Origin of the sequence: Catenulispora pinisilvae (assembly GCF_015356865.1) — a bacterium.
GTDB classification, from domain to species: Bacteria; Actinomycetota; Actinomycetes; order Streptomycetales; family Catenulisporaceae; genus Catenulispora; species Catenulispora pinisilvae.
Genome location: NZ_JAAFZA010000017.1, coordinates 1 through 17,707, shown reverse-complemented (window position 1 = coordinate 17,707; position 17,707 = coordinate 1). Strand labels below are relative to the sequence as shown.

The 17,707-nt window shown below is 71.4% G+C and carries 14 protein-coding genes; 5 read left to right on the top strand and 9 right to left on the bottom strand.

All coding sequences use genetic code 11. The features are described from left to right. Window positions 1-63: 63 nt before the first annotated feature. Together metH and IZR01_RS07150 are read left to right on the top strand one after the other, a co-directional pair. Entirely contained in the window at window positions 64-3,573 is a 3,510-nt protein-coding gene (metH, locus tag IZR01_RS07155; RefSeq protein ID WP_194923348.1) for a methionine synthase, read from the top strand. Window positions 3,574-3,660: 87 nt separating this feature from the next. Continuing rightward, window positions 3,661-4,329 carry a hypothetical protein gene (locus IZR01_RS07150; RefSeq protein WP_194923347.1) on the top strand — a complete coding sequence of 223 codons (669 nt, stop codon included), beginning with the start codon at window positions 3,661-3,663 and terminating at the stop codon, window positions 4,327-4,329. A 60-nt stretch (window positions 4,330-4,389) separates the two neighbouring features. Here the strand turns inward: IZR01_RS07150 and IZR01_RS07145 are convergent, their stop codons facing one another. Next, entirely contained in the window at window positions 4,390-5,601 is a 1,212-nt protein-coding gene (locus IZR01_RS07145; protein WP_194923346.1) for an MFS transporter, read from the bottom strand. A gap of 149 nt (window positions 5,602-5,750) precedes the next feature. Between IZR01_RS07145 and IZR01_RS07140 the strand changes: the two genes are divergently transcribed. Then, window positions 5,751-6,599 (top strand): SAM-dependent methyltransferase, encoded by an 849-nt coding sequence (locus IZR01_RS07140; RefSeq protein ID WP_194923345.1) that lies wholly within the window; start codon window positions 5,751-5,753, stop codon window positions 6,597-6,599. Between the two features lie 65 nt (window positions 6,600-6,664). On the opposite strand, the gene IZR01_RS07135 is transcribed toward IZR01_RS07140, so the two are convergent. The 5 genes from IZR01_RS07135 to IZR01_RS07115 form a co-directional block, all read right to left on the bottom strand. Continuing rightward, window positions 6,665-7,786 carry an acyl-CoA dehydrogenase family protein gene (locus IZR01_RS07135; RefSeq protein ID WP_194897754.1) on the bottom strand — a complete coding sequence of 374 codons (1,122 nt, stop codon included), beginning with the start codon at window positions 7,784-7,786 and terminating at the stop codon, window positions 6,665-6,667. Between the two features lie 97 nt (window positions 7,787-7,883). Continuing rightward, a complete protein-coding gene (locus IZR01_RS07130) occupies window positions 7,884-8,360 on the bottom strand; it encodes a hotdog family protein (protein WP_194897755.1) in 477 nt (158 codons plus the stop codon). Continuing rightward, window positions 8,357-8,908, bottom strand: coding sequence for an FAS1-like dehydratase domain-containing protein (locus IZR01_RS07125; RefSeq protein ID WP_194897756.1), 552 nt, complete (start codon window positions 8,906-8,908; stop codon window positions 8,357-8,359). Before IZR01_RS07125 ends, IZR01_RS07130 begins: the two co-directional genes overlap by 4 nt. Then, window positions 8,905-10,119 (bottom strand): CaiB/BaiF CoA transferase family protein, encoded by a 1,215-nt coding sequence (locus IZR01_RS07120; protein WP_228559005.1) that lies wholly within the window; start codon window positions 10,117-10,119, stop codon window positions 8,905-8,907. The genes IZR01_RS07125 and IZR01_RS07120 overlap by 4 nt, the downstream gene beginning before the upstream one ends. After that, window positions 10,119-11,321, bottom strand: a complete 1,203-nt coding sequence (locus tag IZR01_RS07115) for an acyl-CoA dehydrogenase family protein (protein ID WP_194897757.1) — start codon at window positions 11,319-11,321, stop codon at window positions 10,119-10,121. Before IZR01_RS07115 ends, IZR01_RS07120 begins: the two co-directional genes overlap by 1 nt. A gap of 69 nt (window positions 11,322-11,390) precedes the next feature. Between IZR01_RS07115 and IZR01_RS07110 the strand changes: the two genes are divergently transcribed. Further along, window positions 11,391-14,591 carry an AfsR/SARP family transcriptional regulator gene (locus IZR01_RS07110; protein WP_194923344.1) on the top strand — a complete coding sequence of 1,067 codons (3,201 nt, stop codon included), beginning with the start codon at window positions 11,391-11,393 and terminating at the stop codon, window positions 14,589-14,591. Between the two features lie 83 nt (window positions 14,592-14,674). Here IZR01_RS07110 and IZR01_RS07105 read toward each other — a convergent pair whose 3' ends face one another. Beyond that, window positions 14,675-15,664: an aldo/keto reductase gene (locus IZR01_RS07105; protein WP_194923343.1), complete on the bottom strand. Its 990-nt coding sequence runs from the start codon at window positions 15,662-15,664 to the stop codon at window positions 14,675-14,677. A gap of 59 nt (window positions 15,665-15,723) precedes the next feature. Here IZR01_RS07105 and IZR01_RS07100 point away from each other — a divergent pair, with 59 nt between their 5' ends. After that, window positions 15,724-16,116, top strand: a complete 393-nt coding sequence (locus IZR01_RS07100; RefSeq protein WP_194897760.1) for a MerR family transcriptional regulator — start codon at window positions 15,724-15,726, stop codon at window positions 16,114-16,116. A 47-nt stretch (window positions 16,117-16,163) separates the two neighbouring features. On the opposite strand, the gene IZR01_RS07095 is transcribed toward IZR01_RS07100, so the two are convergent. Both IZR01_RS07095 and IZR01_RS07090 read right to left on the bottom strand, forming a co-directional pair. Beyond that, window positions 16,164-17,360 carry an acetyl-CoA acetyltransferase gene (locus IZR01_RS07095; RefSeq protein WP_194897761.1) on the bottom strand — a complete coding sequence of 399 codons (1,197 nt, stop codon included), beginning with the start codon at window positions 17,358-17,360 and terminating at the stop codon, window positions 16,164-16,166. Beyond that, the coding region (locus tag IZR01_RS07090; protein ID WP_228559004.1) for a Zn-ribbon domain-containing OB-fold protein at window positions 17,360-17,707 on the bottom strand (348 nt) is incomplete at its 5' end. The genes IZR01_RS07095 and IZR01_RS07090, both read right to left, overlap by 1 nt.

Here is a 17,707-nt window from a genome sequence, read left to right as displayed (position 1 = left end):
CGCGGACTAGAATCAGCTCCAATTGGTCACGCTAGAGCAGCCGCTCACCCCGGAGGAACCGTCATGGCCTCGACCGCCGTACTTTCCGCGCACGCCGGAAACGCCCGGATCGCCGCACTTCGCGAAGCCCTCCGGAGGCGGGTGGTGGTGGCCGACGGGGCCATGGGCACCATGTTGCAGGCGCAGAATCCGACGCTCGACGACTTCCAGGGCCACGAGGGCTGCAACGAGATCCTGAACGTCTCCCGCCCCGACATCGTCCGCTCGGTGCACGAGGAGTACTTCCGGGCCGGCGTGGACTGCGTGGAGACCAACACCTTCGGCGCCAACCACACCAACCTCGGCGACTACGACATCGCCGACCGCATCTTCGAGCTCTCCGAGGCCGGGGCGCGGCTGGCGCGCGAGGTCGCCGACGGCTTCGCCACCCCGGACCGGCCGCGCTGGGTGATCGGCTCCATCGGCCCCGGCACGAAGCTGCCCTCTCTGGGGCAGATCGCCTACACCACGCTGCGCGACGCCTACCAGGCCGAGGCCGCCGGGCTGATCGCCGGCGGCGCGGACGCCCTGCTGGTGGAGACCAGCCAGGACCTGTTGCAGATCAAGGCCGCGGTGCACGGCTGCAAGGCGGCGGCGCGCGCGGCCGGCGTCGACATCCCGGTCTGGGCCCAGGCCTCGTTCGAGACCACCGGCACGATGCTGCTGGGCACCGAGGTCGGCGCGGCGCTGACCGCCCTGGAGTCGCTGGGCATCGAGCGGATCGGGCTGAACTGCTCCACCGGCCCGGCCGAGATGAGCGAGCACATCCGCTACCTGGGCAAGCACGCGCAGATCGGCTTGTCCTGTATGCCGAACGCCGGTCTTCCCGTGCTCACCTCCGACGGCGCGCACTACCCGCTGAGCCCGGAGGAGCTCGCGGACTGGCACGAGCGGTTCGTCGACCAGTACGGCGTCTCGCTGATCGGCGGCTGCTGCGGCACCACGCCGGAGCACCTGCGTCAGCTGGCCGAGCGGCTGGGCGGGCGTGAGGTGCCGGCCCGGGACGCGCGGCGCGAGCCCGGCGCTTCGTCGCTGTACCAGCACGTTCCCTTCCGGCAGGACATCAGCTACCTGGCGATCGGCGAGCGGGCCAACACCAACGGGTCCAAGGCGTTCCGCGAGGCGCTGCTGGCGGAGAACTGGGACGCCTGCGTGGAGATCGCGCGCAACCAGATCCGCGACGGCGCGCACATGCTCGACCTGTGCGTCGACTACGTCGGGCGGGACGGCGTCGAGGACATGAGGCAGGTCGCCAGCCGGTTCGCCACCGCCTCCACGCTGCCGATCGTGCTGGACTCCACCGAGCCGCAGGTGTTGCAGGCCGGGTTGGAGACACTGGGCGGCCGCGCGGTCATCAACTCGGTGAACTACGAGGACGGGGACGGCCCCACGTCGCGGTTCGCGCGCATCATGGAACTGGTCTCCGGGCACGGCGCCGGCGTCATCGCCCTGACCATCGACGAGCAGGGCCAGGCCCGCACCGCCGAGCACAAGGTGGCGATCGCCGAGCGGCTGATCGAGGACATCACCGGCAACTGGGGCGTGCCGGAGGACTCGATCCTCGTGGACTGTCTCACCTTCACGATCTGTACCGGGCAGGAGGAGTCGCGGCGCGACGGCCTGGAGACCATCGAGGGGATCCGGGAGCTGAAGCGGCGGCACCCGGACGTGCAGACCACGCTGGGCCTGTCGAACATCTCCTTCGGCCTGAACCCGGCCGCGCGCCAGGTGCTGAACTCGGTGTTCCTGCACGAGTGCGTCGAGGCCGGCCTGGACTCGGCGATCGTGCACGCCTCCAAGATCCTGCCGATCGCCCGCATTCCGGAGGACCAGCGCAAGGTCGCCCTGGACCTGGTCTACGACCGCCGCGCCGAGGACTACGACCCGCTGACCCGGCTGCTGGAGCTGTTCGAGGGCGTGGACGCCGCCTCGCAGAAGGCCTCGCGCGCCGACGAGCTGGCCGCGCTGCCGCTCAACGACCGGCTCAAGCGGCGCATCATCGACGGCGAGCGCAAGGGCCTGGAGGCCGACCTGGACACCGCGCTGGCCGAGCGGCCCGCGCTGGAGATCGTCAACGAGGTGCTGCTGGACGGCATGAAGACGGTCGGCGAGCTGTTCGGCTCCGGCGAGATGCAGCTGCCCTTCGTGTTGCAGAGCGCTGAGACGATGAAGACGGCCGTGGCGCACCTGGAGCCGCACATGGAGAAGTCGGACTCGACCGGCAAGGGCACGATCGTGCTGGCCACGGTGAAGGGCGACGTCCACGACATCGGCAAGAACCTGGTCGACATCATCTTGTCGAACAACGGCTACAACGTGGTCAACCTCGGCATCAAGCAGCCGCTCCAGACCATCCTGGACGCCGCCGAGGAGCACACCGCCGACGCCATCGGGATGTCCGGGCTGCTGGTGAAGTCCACGGTGGTGATGAAGGAGAACCTGGAGGAGATGAACACCCGCGGCGTCGCCGGCCGCTGGCCGGTACTGCTCGGCGGCGCCGCGCTGACCCGCGCCTTCGTCGAGCAGGACCTCGCCGAACTCTACGACGGCGAGGTCCGCTACGCCCGCGACGCCTTCGAGGGCCTGAACCTGATGGACGCGGTCGCGGCGGTCAAGGCCGGCGTCCCCGGCGCCGCGCTCCCGGCCCTGCGCCCCCGCCGCGTGAAGGCCACCGGCCCGCTCCGCGAGCTCCCCGCCGAACCGATCCCCGCCCGCTCCGACGTCGCCGTCGACAACCCGATCCCCACCCCGCCGTTCTGGGGCGACCGCATGGTCAAGGGGATCCGCCTGGCCGAGTACGCCCCCTACATCGACGAGCGCGCACTGTTCCTCGGCCAGTGGGGCCTGAAGCCGGGCCGCGGCGCCGGCGGCAAGACCTACGAGGAACTGGTCGAGACCGAAGGCCGCCCCCGCCTGCGCATGTGGCTGGAGCGCCTCCAGACCGACAACCTCCTTGAGGCGGCAGTCGTCTACGGCTATTTCCCGGCCGTCAGCAAGGGCGACAGCCTCCTGATCCTCGACGAAAGCGGCGAACAGCGCACCAGCTTCACCTTCCCCCGCCAACGCCGCGACCGGCACCTGTGCCTGTCCGACTTCTGGCGCCCCCAGGACACCGGCGAACTGGACGTGGCCCCCTTCCAACTGGTGACCGTCGGTGCCCGCATCGCCGAAGCCACCGCGGAACTGTTCGCCGCCAACTCCTACCGCGAGTACATGGAACTGCACGGCCTGTCCGTCCAACTCGCCGAGGCCCTGGCCGAGTACTGGCACGCCCGCGTGCGGGACGAACTGGGCTACGCCGCCGAGGACCCGGAGTCCACGGAGGGGCTGTTCAAGGTGGAGTACCGCGGATGCCGCTACTCGTTCGGGTATCCGGCGTGCCCGGATCTGGAGGACCGGACGAAGATCGTGGAGCTGCTGAAGCCGGAGCGGATCAACGTGCTGCTTTCCGAGGAGTACCAGCTGCATCCGGAGCAGTCGACGGATGCCATCGTCGCGCACCATCCGGAGGCTTCGTACTTCAACGCGGGGTGAGGGCCGGCCGCAACACGTTTCTCGGCGCTCTCTCATGCCACGCGCGGCCCGTTCGGCCTGGGGATGGTCCCGGCTACCATGCTGTGAGTGAGCGAATCAAAGCCCTCACAAACGGGGGAAGCGAAGACCAAGCCGAAGAAGACTGAGTCGAAGAAGACCGAGTCGAAATGGACCGTTGACCACATCGGCGCGGTCCTGGGGTTGCTGGCGCTGGTGACCGGGGCGTCGAGCGTGGCCTCGATCGTCGGTGTCCTCACGGGCTACACCAAGTCGGAAGCCGCGATACAGGCCAGAGCGCAGCAGCAGGTCGCCGCCCAAACCGCCTACGAGGCCAAGCTCAGGCGCATCGACTACATCGACAACGCCGCGCAGGCTTGCGTGCCGTGGGTGAGTGAGGACTCCACGGACTCCTTCGCCCAAACGACAGCCGACCGAGCAACCCTCGCGAAGCAGATGTATGCGGTGGGCGTGGACCGAGCGAGGATGCTGAGTGCATGGGCGAGCACGGGGCAGGCGTCCTACCTTTCCGCGACGGACATAACAGCCGTCAACGCGGCCATCGCCCAGGGCGTCGTCGCGACCGGGCTGTGGAACGACCTCGCCACTCACGAGACCGACCCGGCCGGCGACGCGGGCTTCCAGGCTGCCGTAGCCCTTTACGACGCGGCCAACCAGCTGTTTGAACGAGATGTGCTGGAGGCCCTCCCGGATTTCCCCAGCTTCCGCTGCGCCCACGACTGGTCCCACAAGCTCTGATGCGGTGATCGGAACTGCCCGCGCGCACTACTTGAACGGAAAGGATCTCTTAGCCGGCCCTCACCCCTCCGTAGCCAACACCTCAGCCTCCGCGACCCGCACCGGCTCCGCGCCGTGCAGCGCCGCCGGCGCGTTCCGGCCCAGCAGGCCGCCGCCGAGGGCGACCATGCCGGCCAGCACCGCGACCGCGCAGAAGGCCACGCGCAGCGAGGTCAGGTCGGCGACGCCGCCGATGATGCCGGGGGCCGCCATGCCGGCGCCGTAGGCGATGGTCGCGACGCCGGCGACGCCCATGGTCGGGTTGGGGCCGGCGTGGCCCGCGGCGGCGAAGGCCAGGGGGACCACCACCGAGACGCCGATGCCGATCAGCATGAAGCCGGCGACGGCCGGCAGGGGGCTGCGGGCCAGGATCACCAGGACGCCGCCGAGTGCTCCGAGCACCCCGCAGGCGCGGACCGTGGTGGCGGCGCCGAGGCGGCCCACCACCGCGTCGCCCGACAGGCGGCCGGCGGCCATGGTGAAGGCGAACATGCCGGTGGTGAAGGCGGCCTCGGCCTCGTCGCCGTGCAGGACGCGGTGCATGTAGACCGAGGACCAGTCCTGGGACGCCACCTCGGCGTAGATGCCGCAGAAGCCGACCAGGCCGATCAGCAGGATCACGCCGCGCGGGATCACGAACAGCGGGACGTCCTCCTTCCTCTCCTCGGCCAGGCCCACGTCGGCCGCGGTGGTGTGGAAAGAGTGCGTTCCCCACGTCACCGCGACCGCGAGTACCGCCGCCGCGATGACGAAGTGCACGCGGGCGTCGACGTGCTGGTGTGCGGCCAGTGAACCGGCCATCGCGGCGACCAGCACGCCGGTGCTCCAGGTCCCGTGCAGGCCGGACATGATCGAGCGGCCGAGGCGCTTCTCGACGAGGATCCCCTGCGCGTTCATCGCCATGTCGGAGGTGCCGCCGAGGGCGCCCATCACGGTGGTGCACGCCGCCAGGGTCAGCAGGCTCGGCATCCACGCCGCGGCCACCAGCACCGCCACGTTCGCGCAGATCAGCGTCCGGGCCACTGCTCCCGTCCCGAACCGCGCCACCGCGCGGCCGGCGAAGGGCATCGTGGTGATGGCCCCGATGGAGGTCATCAACAACGCGATGCCGAGTTTTCCCGCAGACAGTTGCAGGTGATCCGACAACCACGGCAGCCGCGAGGCGAACGTCCCGGAAGCGGCGCCGTGCGTGGCGAACACCGTCGCGACGGAGCGTCGTTCCTTCTCCCACATGCGCTGTCCCCGCCCCTGACCCGATCCGCCCCTTACCAGTAAAGATCCTATCCTCCAGCGCAATGGTGTTTACCTCAGAGGGAGTTTCGTTAAGCTGGGCCCTTCGAGCGCTGACAACCAACCCGGGGCGCGGCCCACCAGGAGGGTGCATGGCCGACAACGAAGGACTGGGCCCGCTGCCGCCGCTGTTCGACGCCGTCCGGCCGGGGCGTCCGGTCCCGCTCGACACCGACACCCCGCACGTCGCGCGGGTCTACGACTTCCTGCTCGGCGGCAAGGACCACTTCCGCGCCGACCGCGCCGCCGCCGAGCTGCTGCTGCGCGCCAACCCCTACCTGCGGGACACCTGCCGCGAACAGCGCGACTTCCTGCGCCGCGCGGTCAGGCACCTGGCGGCCCAGGGCGTGCGGCAGTTCGTCGACATCGGCACCGGCCTGCCCACACTGCCGACGACGCACCAGATCGCCCGCGCCGTGGCCCCCGAGGTCCGCGTCGCCTACGTCGACCTCGACCCGATCGTGCTGTCCCACGCCCGGGTGCTGCTGGCCGACGGCGGCTCCGGCACCGCCTTCGTCGAGGGCGACCTGCGCGAACCCGAGGCCCTGCTGCGCGATCCGGCGCTCAGCGAACTGATCGACTTCGAACAGCCGGTGGCCATGGTGGTCACCGGCTTGCTGCACTACCTCCTCGACCACGAACAGCCCGCGAAGCACCTCCGCACCCTGATGGACGCCTGCCCGCCGGACAGCTACCTGATCGCGACGCACGGCGCCTCAGACCTGGTGGTGGAACTGGCCCGGGCCACCGCCGCCGCGTTCCGGCAGTCGGCGATCCCGTGCCAGGCCCGGGACCGGGACGAGGTGCTGGAACTGCTGGGGGACCTGGAGCCGGTGGAGCCGGGACTGGTGCCGATGGTGGAGTGGCGGGCCGAGCGGGCGGTGTCGAAGACGATCCGGGCACGGCAGATCTCTTACGGGGTGGTGGCGCGCAAGAGTTAGCGGCTGGGCCGGGCCGGGCCGGGCGGGCAGGCTTGCTAAGTTGTGCCGCCAGCTGGCGCGCCACCTCAAGCCGCGTCCAGCACCTCCACCGCGATCAGCTCCTCCAGATACCGCGCGTCCCACCAAGCCATCTGCCACTGCTTGGCGCGCCGGAAGTACAGCTGCGTGTCGAACTCGACCGTGAACCCGTTGCCGCCGAAGATCTGCTGCGCGGTGGCCGTCACGTCGCGGAAGGTGTCCCCGGCGAACAGCTTCGCCATCGGCGCCAGCTTCGCCGTGGAGCGCCCGGCGTCGCGGGCCCAGGCCGCCTCCCAGACCAGGGTCTCGGCCCCGTCGATCGCGGTCACCGCGTCGGAGAGGTAGTGCGCGATGGCCTGGAAGGCGCCGAGCGGCTTGTCGAACTGGTGCCGGGTCAGCGCGTAGTCGACCGTGAACTCCAGCGTCCGGCGGGCCGCGCCGCAGGTCTGGGCCGCCGTCAGCACGATCGCGTCGTGCATGACCGCGTCCCACACGCTCCAGCCGCCGCGGATGACCGAGTCCTGAGCTACGGACACGTCCTGGAAGTCGATGCGGTATTGGGTATCGGACGCCACCGTCAGCTGCTGCGTCAGCCGCACGCCCTCGGCCGCCGGGTCCACCAGCAGGAAGACGATGTCCCCCGAGCCCTCCTCCCGGGCCAGGACCAGCACCCGCTCCGCGCTCAGCGCATAAGGGACATGCCTCTTCACACCGCTGAGCCGGTATCCGCCGTCCCCGGCCGGAACCGCCTGCGCTTGCACGCCCTTCGGCCCGCAACTCCGCTCCGGCTCCAGCCACGCGACGGTGAACACCGCGGCCCCGGACGCGATCCGCGGCAGCCACCGCTCCCGCTGCTCGGCACTGCCGGCCGCGGCGATCACCTGACCGGCCAGTACCGTGCTCGCGAAGTGCGGCGACGGCACCAGCGCGCGCCCGAGCTCCGCATAAACCAGCGCCGCGTCCAGCAGCGTCATGTCCGTGCCGCCGTGCTCCTCCGGAAGCCGCATCCCGTGCAGCCCGAGCTGCGCGGCCTGCTTCCAGAAGTCCTCCGGATAGCGCTCGGGGTCGTTCTCCAGAGCGCGCACGGTGTCCAGCGGCACGTGCTTGGCACACAGGTCCCGCACCGTGTCCCGCAGCAGGATCTGCTCTTCGCTGAAGTCGAGGTCCATCTGTCCGGGCCTTCTCTCACTCGCTCGGTCGCGCCTAGTCGCGCCTAGTTGCTCTTAGCCGCTCTTAGCCGCACTCAGTCGCACTCAGTCGCACTCACTACGGACGCCAGCGCTCGCCGCGCCGCGCCCACGGGTTGTCGTCGGGGGAGACCGGCACGGCGACGCGCGCCGAGCAACCGGTCTTGGACTCCCGCCCCACCGCCAGGTCGAGCTCCACCTCGGCCCAGCCGCAGCCGGCCTGGTCCACCGCCACGGCCGTGACCGTGCCGGTGATCACCATCTCGTCGCCGGGGAAGACCGAGTCCCTCATCCGGAAGCGCATGCGTCCGGGGCGGCCGTGCGGGCCGGTCCAGTCGGTGAGGTAGCGCTCGAACCAGGCGGCCTGGTTCGGGGTGTTCAGGAAGATGTCCCGCACGCCGTTGCGGGTGACGGCGAACTCGTGGTCGTGGTGCATCGGGCGCCAGTCGCGGGTGGCGAGCGCGCCGAGCACGACGGTGGTCGCGGACACCGGGTAGCGCAGCACCGGCAGCGCGTCCCCGGCGGCGATCTGGTCCAGAGTCAGCTGCGGCTTCATGCGGCCGCCTCCGATGACTCCCGGTTGTAGCCGAACCCGGTGTAGGACTCGACGCCGCACAGTTCCCCGCGCACGTTGCGGTACTCCACGTCGATGGTCCAGAACCGGCCCCGGCCCAGCTTGGTCCGCTTGACCGGGCTGACCGAGCGCAGCCGCTGGCAGGTGGTCAGGACGTCCCCGGGCCGGACCGGCTCGTGGAACACCGTGGTGAACTCCGCGATGATCGCCTCCGGCAGGTTCAGCCGCTTCTTGAGGTCGAAGTGCACCTGGAGCGGCAGCTTGGGCTCGTCCTGGCCGGGGGCCCAGTGGTGCGGACGGAACCACGTCGAGAGCATCGACGGCGGCGCGATCGGCCCGCCGGTGATCTCGGCCGCCGCGCTCGCGTCCCAGTAGAGCGGGTTGCCGTTCTCGACCGACGCGCACGCGGTCCAGACGTAGCCGCGCTCCACGGGGAAGTCGGCGGTCTCCTCGTGGGTGGTCTGGTCGATGAGGGCTGTCACGTCGTCGGGGAGATCGTCGGGGCGATCGGCTCGGAGATCCTCGCTCACGCTACGGTGCCTTCTTCCAGCAGTTCCTTGATCTCGGCTTCGGTGAATCCGGCTTCCAGCAGAAGTTGGCGGCTGTGGGTGCCGGACGGGAGTCGGTAGGGGAGTTCGGAGAGTTCGGGGCGGGTCATGCCGGCCAGGAGCGGCGCGGTCTGGCGCAGGCCGCCGTGCTCCGGGTGGACCGCTTCCACGAACGCGCCCCGCGCCCGGTATTGGGCGTCTTCACAGAGTTCTGCGACGGTCAGGACGGGGGCGACGCAGGTGTCTGATCCAGACAGGATCCCGACCCACGCGTCACGATCCTTCGACGCTAGCGCGGCGGCGATGTCGGCGCGGATCTGGTCCTGGACCGCGTCGTCGGTCTGGTGCGCGGCCCACTTCTCCAGGCCGAGCAGACGGCAGAAGTTCGCCCAGAACTTGGGCTCGATGGCCGCGACCGCCAGCCAGCGGCCGTCACCGGCTTGGTAGGTGTGGTAGCAGGCGTAGCGGCCGGACGTCATCGAGTGCTGATAACCGGGTTCGCTGCCGGTGGCGAGGTATTCGTCCACTGCCAGGGACATCAGGGACAAGACGCCGTCGGCCACGGAGACGTCCAGATACGCGCCTTCGCCCTTCACCAGCGCGGCGAGGATGGCGATCACCGCGTGCATGCCCCCGCCCGCGCTGTCGGCGAGCGTCGCCCCGGGCAGTGCCGGGTTGCCACGCACGCCGGGCTCGCCGACGGCCAGGTAGCCGCTGACGGCGAGGTAGTCCAGGTCGTGCCCGGCCCACTGGGAGTAGGGGCCGGACTGGCCGAAGCCGGTGGTGGAGCAGTAGACGATCTTCGGGTTGTGGGCCCGCACGGCGTCGAAGCCGATGCCGAGCCGGCCGGTCACGCCGGGGCGGAAGGACTCGATCACGACGTCGGCGCGCTCGGCCATGCGCAGGAAGGTTTCGCGGCCGTGGTCGGACTTCAGGTCCAGGAGGATGCGGCGTATGCCGCGATGGCCGCTGTAGGCGTGGAAGACCGGGGTGATCTGCACTGCGCCGCGCGAAGGGACCGCGCCGACATTGACTATCTCGGCGCCGTAGTCGGCCAGCCAACGACCGGCGCGCGCCGCCGGCCCCACGCTGGCGAGATTCAGGACTCGAACGCCCTCCAGCATCGACGTGGTCGCGCCAGTGGCACCGGCCACTTCGTTCGCGCCGCCGGTGGTGTCGCCCTCGCGAGCCATCAGAAGTTCTTCGGCAGGCCCAGGCGCCGCCGCGCGATGATGTTCTTCTGCACCTCCGACGTGCCGCCGCCGATCGTGTCGAGCACCGTGTACCGGTACGTCGACTCCGCGCGGCCGCCCATCGGCGCCTCCTCGGTGCCGACCCGCAGTTGGGAGCCGGGGGCGGCCAGGTCCATCGCGGTGTCCGCGACGCGCTTGGACAGCTCGGTCGCGTAGAGCTTGTACTCGCTGGCCTCGGTGGTCGGCGGCGGTCCCGGTTTCGTGGAGGCCGCGACCACGCGCAGCCCCAGCAGCCGGGCCACCTCCGCCTCGGTGGCCAGGCGTGCGACGCGGCGGCGGGTGACCGGGTCGGCGCGGACCGGCTCGTCGTCGACCGTGGCGCCGCGCAGCCAGTCCACCAGCAGCTCGAAGCGGGCGGCGATGGGGGAGTAGGTGAACATCGTGAAGCGTTCCAGGTCCAGCGCCTCGGAGATGTACTGGAAGCCCTTGTTCAGCTCGCCGACCCGGTGGTCGTCGGGGACGAAGACGTCGTCGAAGAACACCGAGTTGGTGCGTTCCTCACCCATCGTCCAGATGCCCTGGACGGTGATGCCGGGGTGGTCCAGCGGCACCAGGAACAGGGTGATGCCGAAGTGCTTGCGGGCCTCGGGGTCGGTGCGGGCGCCGACCCAGTACCACTCGGCGAAGTGCGCGGAGGTGGTCCAGGTCTTCTGGCCGTTCAGGATCCAGCCCTGGACGCCGTCGCGGGTGGTGCGCTCGGCCTTCAGCTTCATCGACGCGGCGTCGGAGCCGGCGTCCGGTTCGCTGTAGCCGACGGCGAACTCCACCTCGTTGCGCAGGATCTTCGGCAGGAACTTCTGCCGCAGGAACGGCGAGCCGTGGGCCAGGATCGTCTTGCCGATGATGCCCACGCCCTTGCCGATCTGCGGGGCGCCGCGCCGGGCCAGGGCCTCGTTCAGCAGGTACTCGTAGACGCCGTCGCCTTCGGCCCCGCCCCACTCCTTGGGCCAGGTGATGCCCAGCCAGCCCCGCTCGCTCATCTTCTTCATGAACGCCCGGCGCGGCGGGGTGTCGACGATCTGCGCCATGTTCTCCCGGGTGACGTCGAAGACGCTGGTGTCACCGGGGACCTGTTCGGTGTCGAGGAAGGTTTCGACATCGGCGGCGAAGGCCCGCTGCTCGGGCGTGAAGTCGAAGTCCATAGTGCGGTGAACATATATCTGACGGCGTGTCAGATCAATACTCGCCGGCGGCGCGCGTAAGCTGCCCGGGTGGCAGACAGCGCGTGGCGGTTCAGCGTCCTCGGCCCGGTCCGCGGCTGGGGACCGCACGGCGAGCTGGATCTGGGCTCACCCCAGCAGCGCGAGCTGCTGGCCCTGCTGGTGCTGCGGCCCGGCCGGGCGGCCATGGCCGAGGAGCTGATCGACGCCCTGTGGGGCTACGACGCCGCCCCGAAAGGCGCGCTGAGCACCATCCGCACCTACGCCTCGCGCCTGCGCCGGGTGATGGCCGTGGCCGACGACCACGCCGACCCGATCAGCTCGGTGGCCGGCGGCTACGCCCTGAGCGTCGACCCGTCCGCGGTGGACGCGCTGGCCTTCGAAGCCGGGCACACCGCGGCGGCCGGGTTGCGCGCCGCCGGCGACCTGGCCGGCGCCGCCCGCCGGCTCCACGAGGCGCTGGAGTTGTGGCAGGGCGAACCGCTGGCCGGGCTGACCGGACCCTTCGCGACCGCCCAGCGCTCCCAGTGGTGGGAACGCCGCCTGGCCGCGCTGGAGGCCCGGATCGCGCTGGATCTGGAGGTCGGCCGGCACGCGGCGGTCACCGCCGAGCTGGCCGCCCTGGCCGCCGAGTTCCCACTCCGGGAACGTTTCCGAGAGTTGCAGATGCTCGCGCTGAGCCGGAGCGGACGCAAGGCCGAAGCGCTGGCCGTCTACGACCAGACCCGCCGCACGCTCGCCGAGGAACTGGGCGTGGATCCGGGGCCGGATCTTCAGCTGCTGCACCGGCAGGTGATGGCCGGGTTCGACGGCTCCGATCCCGGCAGCGGCGCTTCGGGCGGCGTCCGGGGCGGCACCCGGGGCGAAGCCCACACCGTAGGCGCGGCCGAGCCCGAGACTTCGACCTCCGCCGCGCCGTCCCACCCCGACCCTTCGCAGGCCCCTGCCACCGTCGCGGCTCCCGCGCAACTCCCCGCCGACGTCGCCGACTTCACCGGCCGCGCCGCCTGGTCCCGCCGGCTCCTGGAGCTGATCCAGCCCGGCGACGCGATGCCCCTGGCCGTGTTGTCCGGCATCGGCGGCACGGGCAAGTCGGCGCTCGCGGTCCACACCGCGCACCTGGCCGCCGCCAAGTTCCCCGACGGCCAGCTGTTCGCGGCGCTGCGCGGCACGGACCGCGAACCGGCCGATCCCGGCAGCGTCCTCGGCGGCTTCCTCAGGGCTCTGGGAACCGATCCAGGCGCCGTGCCGAACACCACGCAGGAGCGCACGGCCCTGTTCCGCAGCACTCTGGCCGGACGGCGCGTGCTGATCGTGCTCGACGACGTCCGCGACGCCGCGCAGATCCGCCCCCTGCTGCCCGGCACGCCCGGCTGCGCGGTCCTGGCCACCAGCCGCTCCCGGCTCACCGGCGTGCCCGGCGCGCGCATGCTGGAACTCGGCGCCTTCCACCCCGACGAAGCTCTCGCGCTGTTCAGGGCCGTGGCCGGAGCGGAGCGGGTGGACGGGGAGGAGGCGGCGGTGCGGCGGGCCGTGGCCGTGTGCGGGCATCTGCCGCTGGCCGTGCGGATCCTGGCCTCGCGGCTGGCCGCCCGGCCGCACTGGACCGCCGAGACGCTGGCCGCCCGGCTCTGTGACGAGGCCCGGCGGCTGGACGAGCTGCGGGCCGGGGATCTGGCCGTGGAGGCCACTTTCCGGCTCGGTTACGAGCAACTGCACGGGGAACAGGCGCGGGCCTTCCGGCTGCTGGCCGTGCCCGACGGCCCCGACATCGGCGTCGAGGCGGTCGCGGCCCTGCTGGACCGGACCGACCTGGAGGCCGAGGACCTCGTCGAGGAACTGGTCGACCTGTGCCTGGTCGAGTCGCCGAGCCCGGGCCGCTACCGGCTGCACGCGCTGCTGCGCATGTTCGCGCGGCGGCTGGGGGCCGAGATCGACGGCCCGGACGTGCCGCACACAGCGCTGGACCGCTTAATCCGGCACTACCTGAGGGCCGCCGCCGCGGCGGCGACCGTGGCGAACCACTGCGCGGCCAACCTCGTCGGGCTGATAGCGGAGCCGGCGCCCTCGGACGCCCCCGGCGATGCCGGGGCGTGCCTGGATTGGGCTGAGCGGGAACGGGGAGCCGCTTGTGCGGCGGCCACCCAGGCCTTGCTGAGCCGGCAGGGCGGCACGGCGGGCGACGATGGCCCCGTCCCGGCCTACCGTGCGACGGCCTCGACCGACGACATCGATGTCGTCGACGCCGGTGCCGATCTCCTCTACTGGCTGGGCATCCTGTGCCAGTCCGGCCCCGGCGACCAGGATCTGGCCCGGCTGGCGGCCGTGGTCATCGACGAGGCCGACCGGGACGACAACCGCCGCGCGGAGGTCGTCGCCCGGTTCGAACTCGCACACTCGCTGTCGCAATCCTGGTTCCTGGCCGAGGCGCACATCCAGGCCGCGGCCGCGGTCTCGGCGGCCCGCGACCTGCCCGAGCCCGGCTACCTCCTGGAAGCGCTGTCGGTGCTGGCCGCGAACCACTGGCGCGCCGGGCGCGACGAGGAATCCATGCGGGCCTCGGCCGAGGCGCTGCACCTGTTGGAACAGACCGACGCCGGCTGGGAGCAGTTGTCCGAGGCGCAACTGAACCTGTCCCAGAGCCTGTGCCGCCTGCAACGGGCCGAGGAGGCGCGGGAGCTGGCCGAGCGCGGCCTGGCGCTGCGGCGCGCGTTCGGTGACGCCAGCTCCCTGGCCTATGGCCTGCACGCCTCCGGAATGGTGCTCCGCGAGGCCGGCTTCCCCGACCGCGCCGCCGCCTGCCATCGCGAGTCCTCCGACATCCACCGCAGCATCGGCCAGCAGCGCCGCCTGGGCTGGTCGCGCCTGCGCCTGGCCGAAGCCCTCGCCGACCAGGGCGTGTACCACGAGGCGCTGGAGGCGGCCGGGCAGGCGGTGGAGATCCTGACCGAGCTCGGCGACCGGCCGGGCCGGGGTCTGGCCCTGGCGCTGGCCGGCCGGATCCGCGAGCAGCGCGGGGACGCCGCCGGGGCGCGTGCGGCCTGGCAGGACGCTTACGCCGTGTTCGAGGGGACGTCCTCGCCGGTCACGGTCGAGCTCCGCAAGCTGCTCGGCCTCGACGCCGGACCGGGCGGCGTGCTTGCCGACGGCGGCGCCCCGGCCGAGCCCGAGCCGGCCGAAGGCCGCGGCGAGCAGTGGCCGGCGTGGATGCCGCGGCATCCGGTGCCGCCACGGGAGTCGGCGGTTGATTAGGCCTCGGCGGGCGCTTCGGTGACCGCTTTGCGTGACCGCTTTCCGCAACCGATTTCCGCAACCGATTTCCGTGACCGCCTCCGCTAGACGCCAGCCTCGGCAGGCGTCTCGGCGACCGCCTCAGCCAGTGCGGTGACCACCGCACGCGGCACGTCGACCGCCCCGAGCACGTCGTCGAGCTGCGCCACCGAGCTCACCCCGACGACCGGCACGATCGCCGGGTCGCCGGACAGCAGCCAGGCCAGCGCCAGCTGCGTGCGCGTCACCCCGGCCCCGTCGGCGATCCGCCACATGATCTCCAGCCGCCGTTGGTTCTCCGGGCTCTGATACTCCCGGGACAGCGGACGGTCCGCGCGGACCAGCGAGCCCTCCAGCAGCGTCGCGTACGCCATCATCGACAGCTCGCCGCCGCGCACCATGGCCAACAACTCGTCGTCGGCGGGCTCCTGCGGCGAGGTGAAGCTCGCCCCCGGCACCGCCCGCAGGTAGGCGTGCCGCTGCTGGACCGCCGTGTAGCCGGGGACGCCTTGCGCCTCGGCGGCGGCGCGCGCCCGCTTCACGTGCGGCGTCGGGTGGTTCGAGACCCCGACGACTGCCGCCTTGCCCGCCGCGATCAGCTCCCCGAACGCGCCGGCGGTCTCGGCGAACGTCACGGACTTGTCCTCGATGTGCGCGAACAGCACCTCGACGTGGTCGGTCCCGAGCCGGGCCAGGCTGCCCTCCGCCGCCGTCCGGATCGCCGGGGCCGACAGCCCTTCGGCGTCGCGCGGCCAGGGCGCCGAGTACGCCGGGTCGGGCTGCGCGCCGACCTTGGTCGCGATCACCATCTCCGCGCGGCAGCCCCGGGCCGCCAGCCACCTGCCGAGCAGGTCCTCGCTCTCGTGGCCGGTGGCGCCGTCGACCCAGAACGCGTAGCAGTCCGCGGTGTCCAGGAAGGTGCCGCCGGCCTCGCGGAAGCGGTCCAGGATCGCGAACGAGGTCGGTTCGTCGATCCTCGTGCCCATCATCATGGCGCCGAGGGCCAGCGTGCTGACCCGGGGACCGGCCGCGCCGCCGAATGTCGTGTACTCCATGGCGCCCCATCGTGGGATCTGGAGCGCGCTCCAGGTCAAGCCCTCCTACGATGGGCGTCATGACGGAGACCTACTCCCCGGCGCAGACCGTCGAAATGTCCGGGTTCTCGCTCGACACCCTCCGCTACTACGAGCGGATCGGCCTGATCGAGCCGGTGCGGCGCGCCGCCGGCGGCCACCGCCGCTATTCCGACGACGACCTCGGCTGGCTGGACATGCTGCGCTGCCTGCGCGGCACCGGGATGCCGATCGCGCAGATGCACACCTTCGCCGAGCTGGTGCGGGACGGCGACGACACCATCGCCGACCGGCTGGCGCTGCTGGAGGAGCACGACGCCAACGTCGAGACGGAGATGGCGCGGCTGATCGAGTTGCAGCGGAAGGTGCGGGAGAAGATCGCGTACTACCGGGGAGCTTTGGACGAGCAGCCGGTGGAGTGTGTGCGCGATTAGCGCGGCCGTCTCCCAGGGTGTCGGTCTTCAGCGTGACTGCCGGGGTTTCAGCCTTGTCGCGTACCGAGAATCGACACGAAACCGACCATTTCGCCGGGATATCCGCCGAGATTGTGCGTCAACGCCAGCTCCCGCCGGCCGAACGTACTGATCCGCCGCTCTTCCGGTGCCTCGCCGCGCAACTGGAGCCACGCCTCGTAGATCATGCGCAGGCCGGACGCGCCGACCGGGTGCCCGAAGGACTTCAGTCCGCCGTCGGGGTTGACCGGCAGGTCGCCGTCGAGGTCGAAGGCCCCGGCCAGGACGTCCTGCCAGGCCTTGCCGCGTTCGCAGAAGCCCAGGTCCTCCATCAGGACCAGTTCGGTGGGCGTGAAGCAGTCGTGGACCTCGGCCATCGCCAGCTCGCGGCGCGGGTCGGTGAGGCCCGCCTGCCGGTAGGCGTCCTCGGCGGCGGCGACGATCTCGGGGAAGGTGGTGTAGTCATAGCCCGGGTCGCCCAGCGGCAGGCCGTTGCCCGCGACCAGTGACAGGGCTTTGATGTAGAGCGGCTTGTCGGTGTAGCGGTGGGCGTCCTCGGCCCGGACCACGATCGCCGCGGCGGCGCCGTCGGCCACCCCCGCGCAGTCGAAGACCGACAGCTCGCCGGCCACCCGCGGCATCGCCAGCAGCTTCTCGACCGGCCATTCCTTGCGGAACTGGGCTTTGGGGTTGCGGGCGCCGTTGGCGTGGTTCTTGGAGGCGATGCGGGCCAGGACTTCGCGCATCTCCTGCGGCGGGACGCCGTACTTGGCCCCGTAGGCCGGGACCACCATCGAGAACATGGCGGCGGCGGTGACGGTGCGCGCGGTGCCGTCGCCGGGGATGGGGAACGCGTTCAGGCCCTGGTAGCCGGAGTCCTTCACCTTCTCCACGCCGACGGCCATCGCCACGTCGTAGGCGCCGGAGGCGACGGCGTAGGCGGCCTGGCGCAGGGCTTCGGAGCCGGTGGCGCAGTAGTTCTCGACGCGGGTCACCGGCTTGCCGGCCAGCTCCAGCGGACGGGCCAGGGTGATGCCGCTCATGCCGGACTGCGCCGTGCCGAGCCAGTAGGCGTCGATCTCCTCCTTGGCGAGCCCGGCCCCGGCGAAGGCCTCGCCGGTCGCGGAGAGCAGGAGCTCGTCGGCGCCGCTGTCCCAGTGCTCGGCGAAGCGGGTGCAGCCCATGGCGACGATCGCGACGCGGTCTTTGATGCCGTGCGAGGCCATCAGCGGTTCTCCTGTTCGGGCTGTTCAGGTTGCCGGGGCTGCCTGGTCTGCCGAGGCTGCCGAGGCTGCCGAGGCTGTTCGGGGCGGCGGACCGGGCGCGCTTTCCAGAAGTAGTTGTGGATGCCGTCGGCGGTGCTGAGGCGACGGAAGGTGGCCTCCACGCGCAGCCCGATCGCGACCTCCTCGGCGTCCACGTCGGTGAGCTCGATCGGGAGCCGGCCGCCGGCGTCGAAGTCGACGACCGCGAAGACGACCGGCGGGCTGGGGGAGTAGGCGAGGCGGTCGACGGTGAAGGTGACGATGGTGCCTTCGGAGGCGGCGGTCGGGTGGGGGGTGGAGTCGAAGCG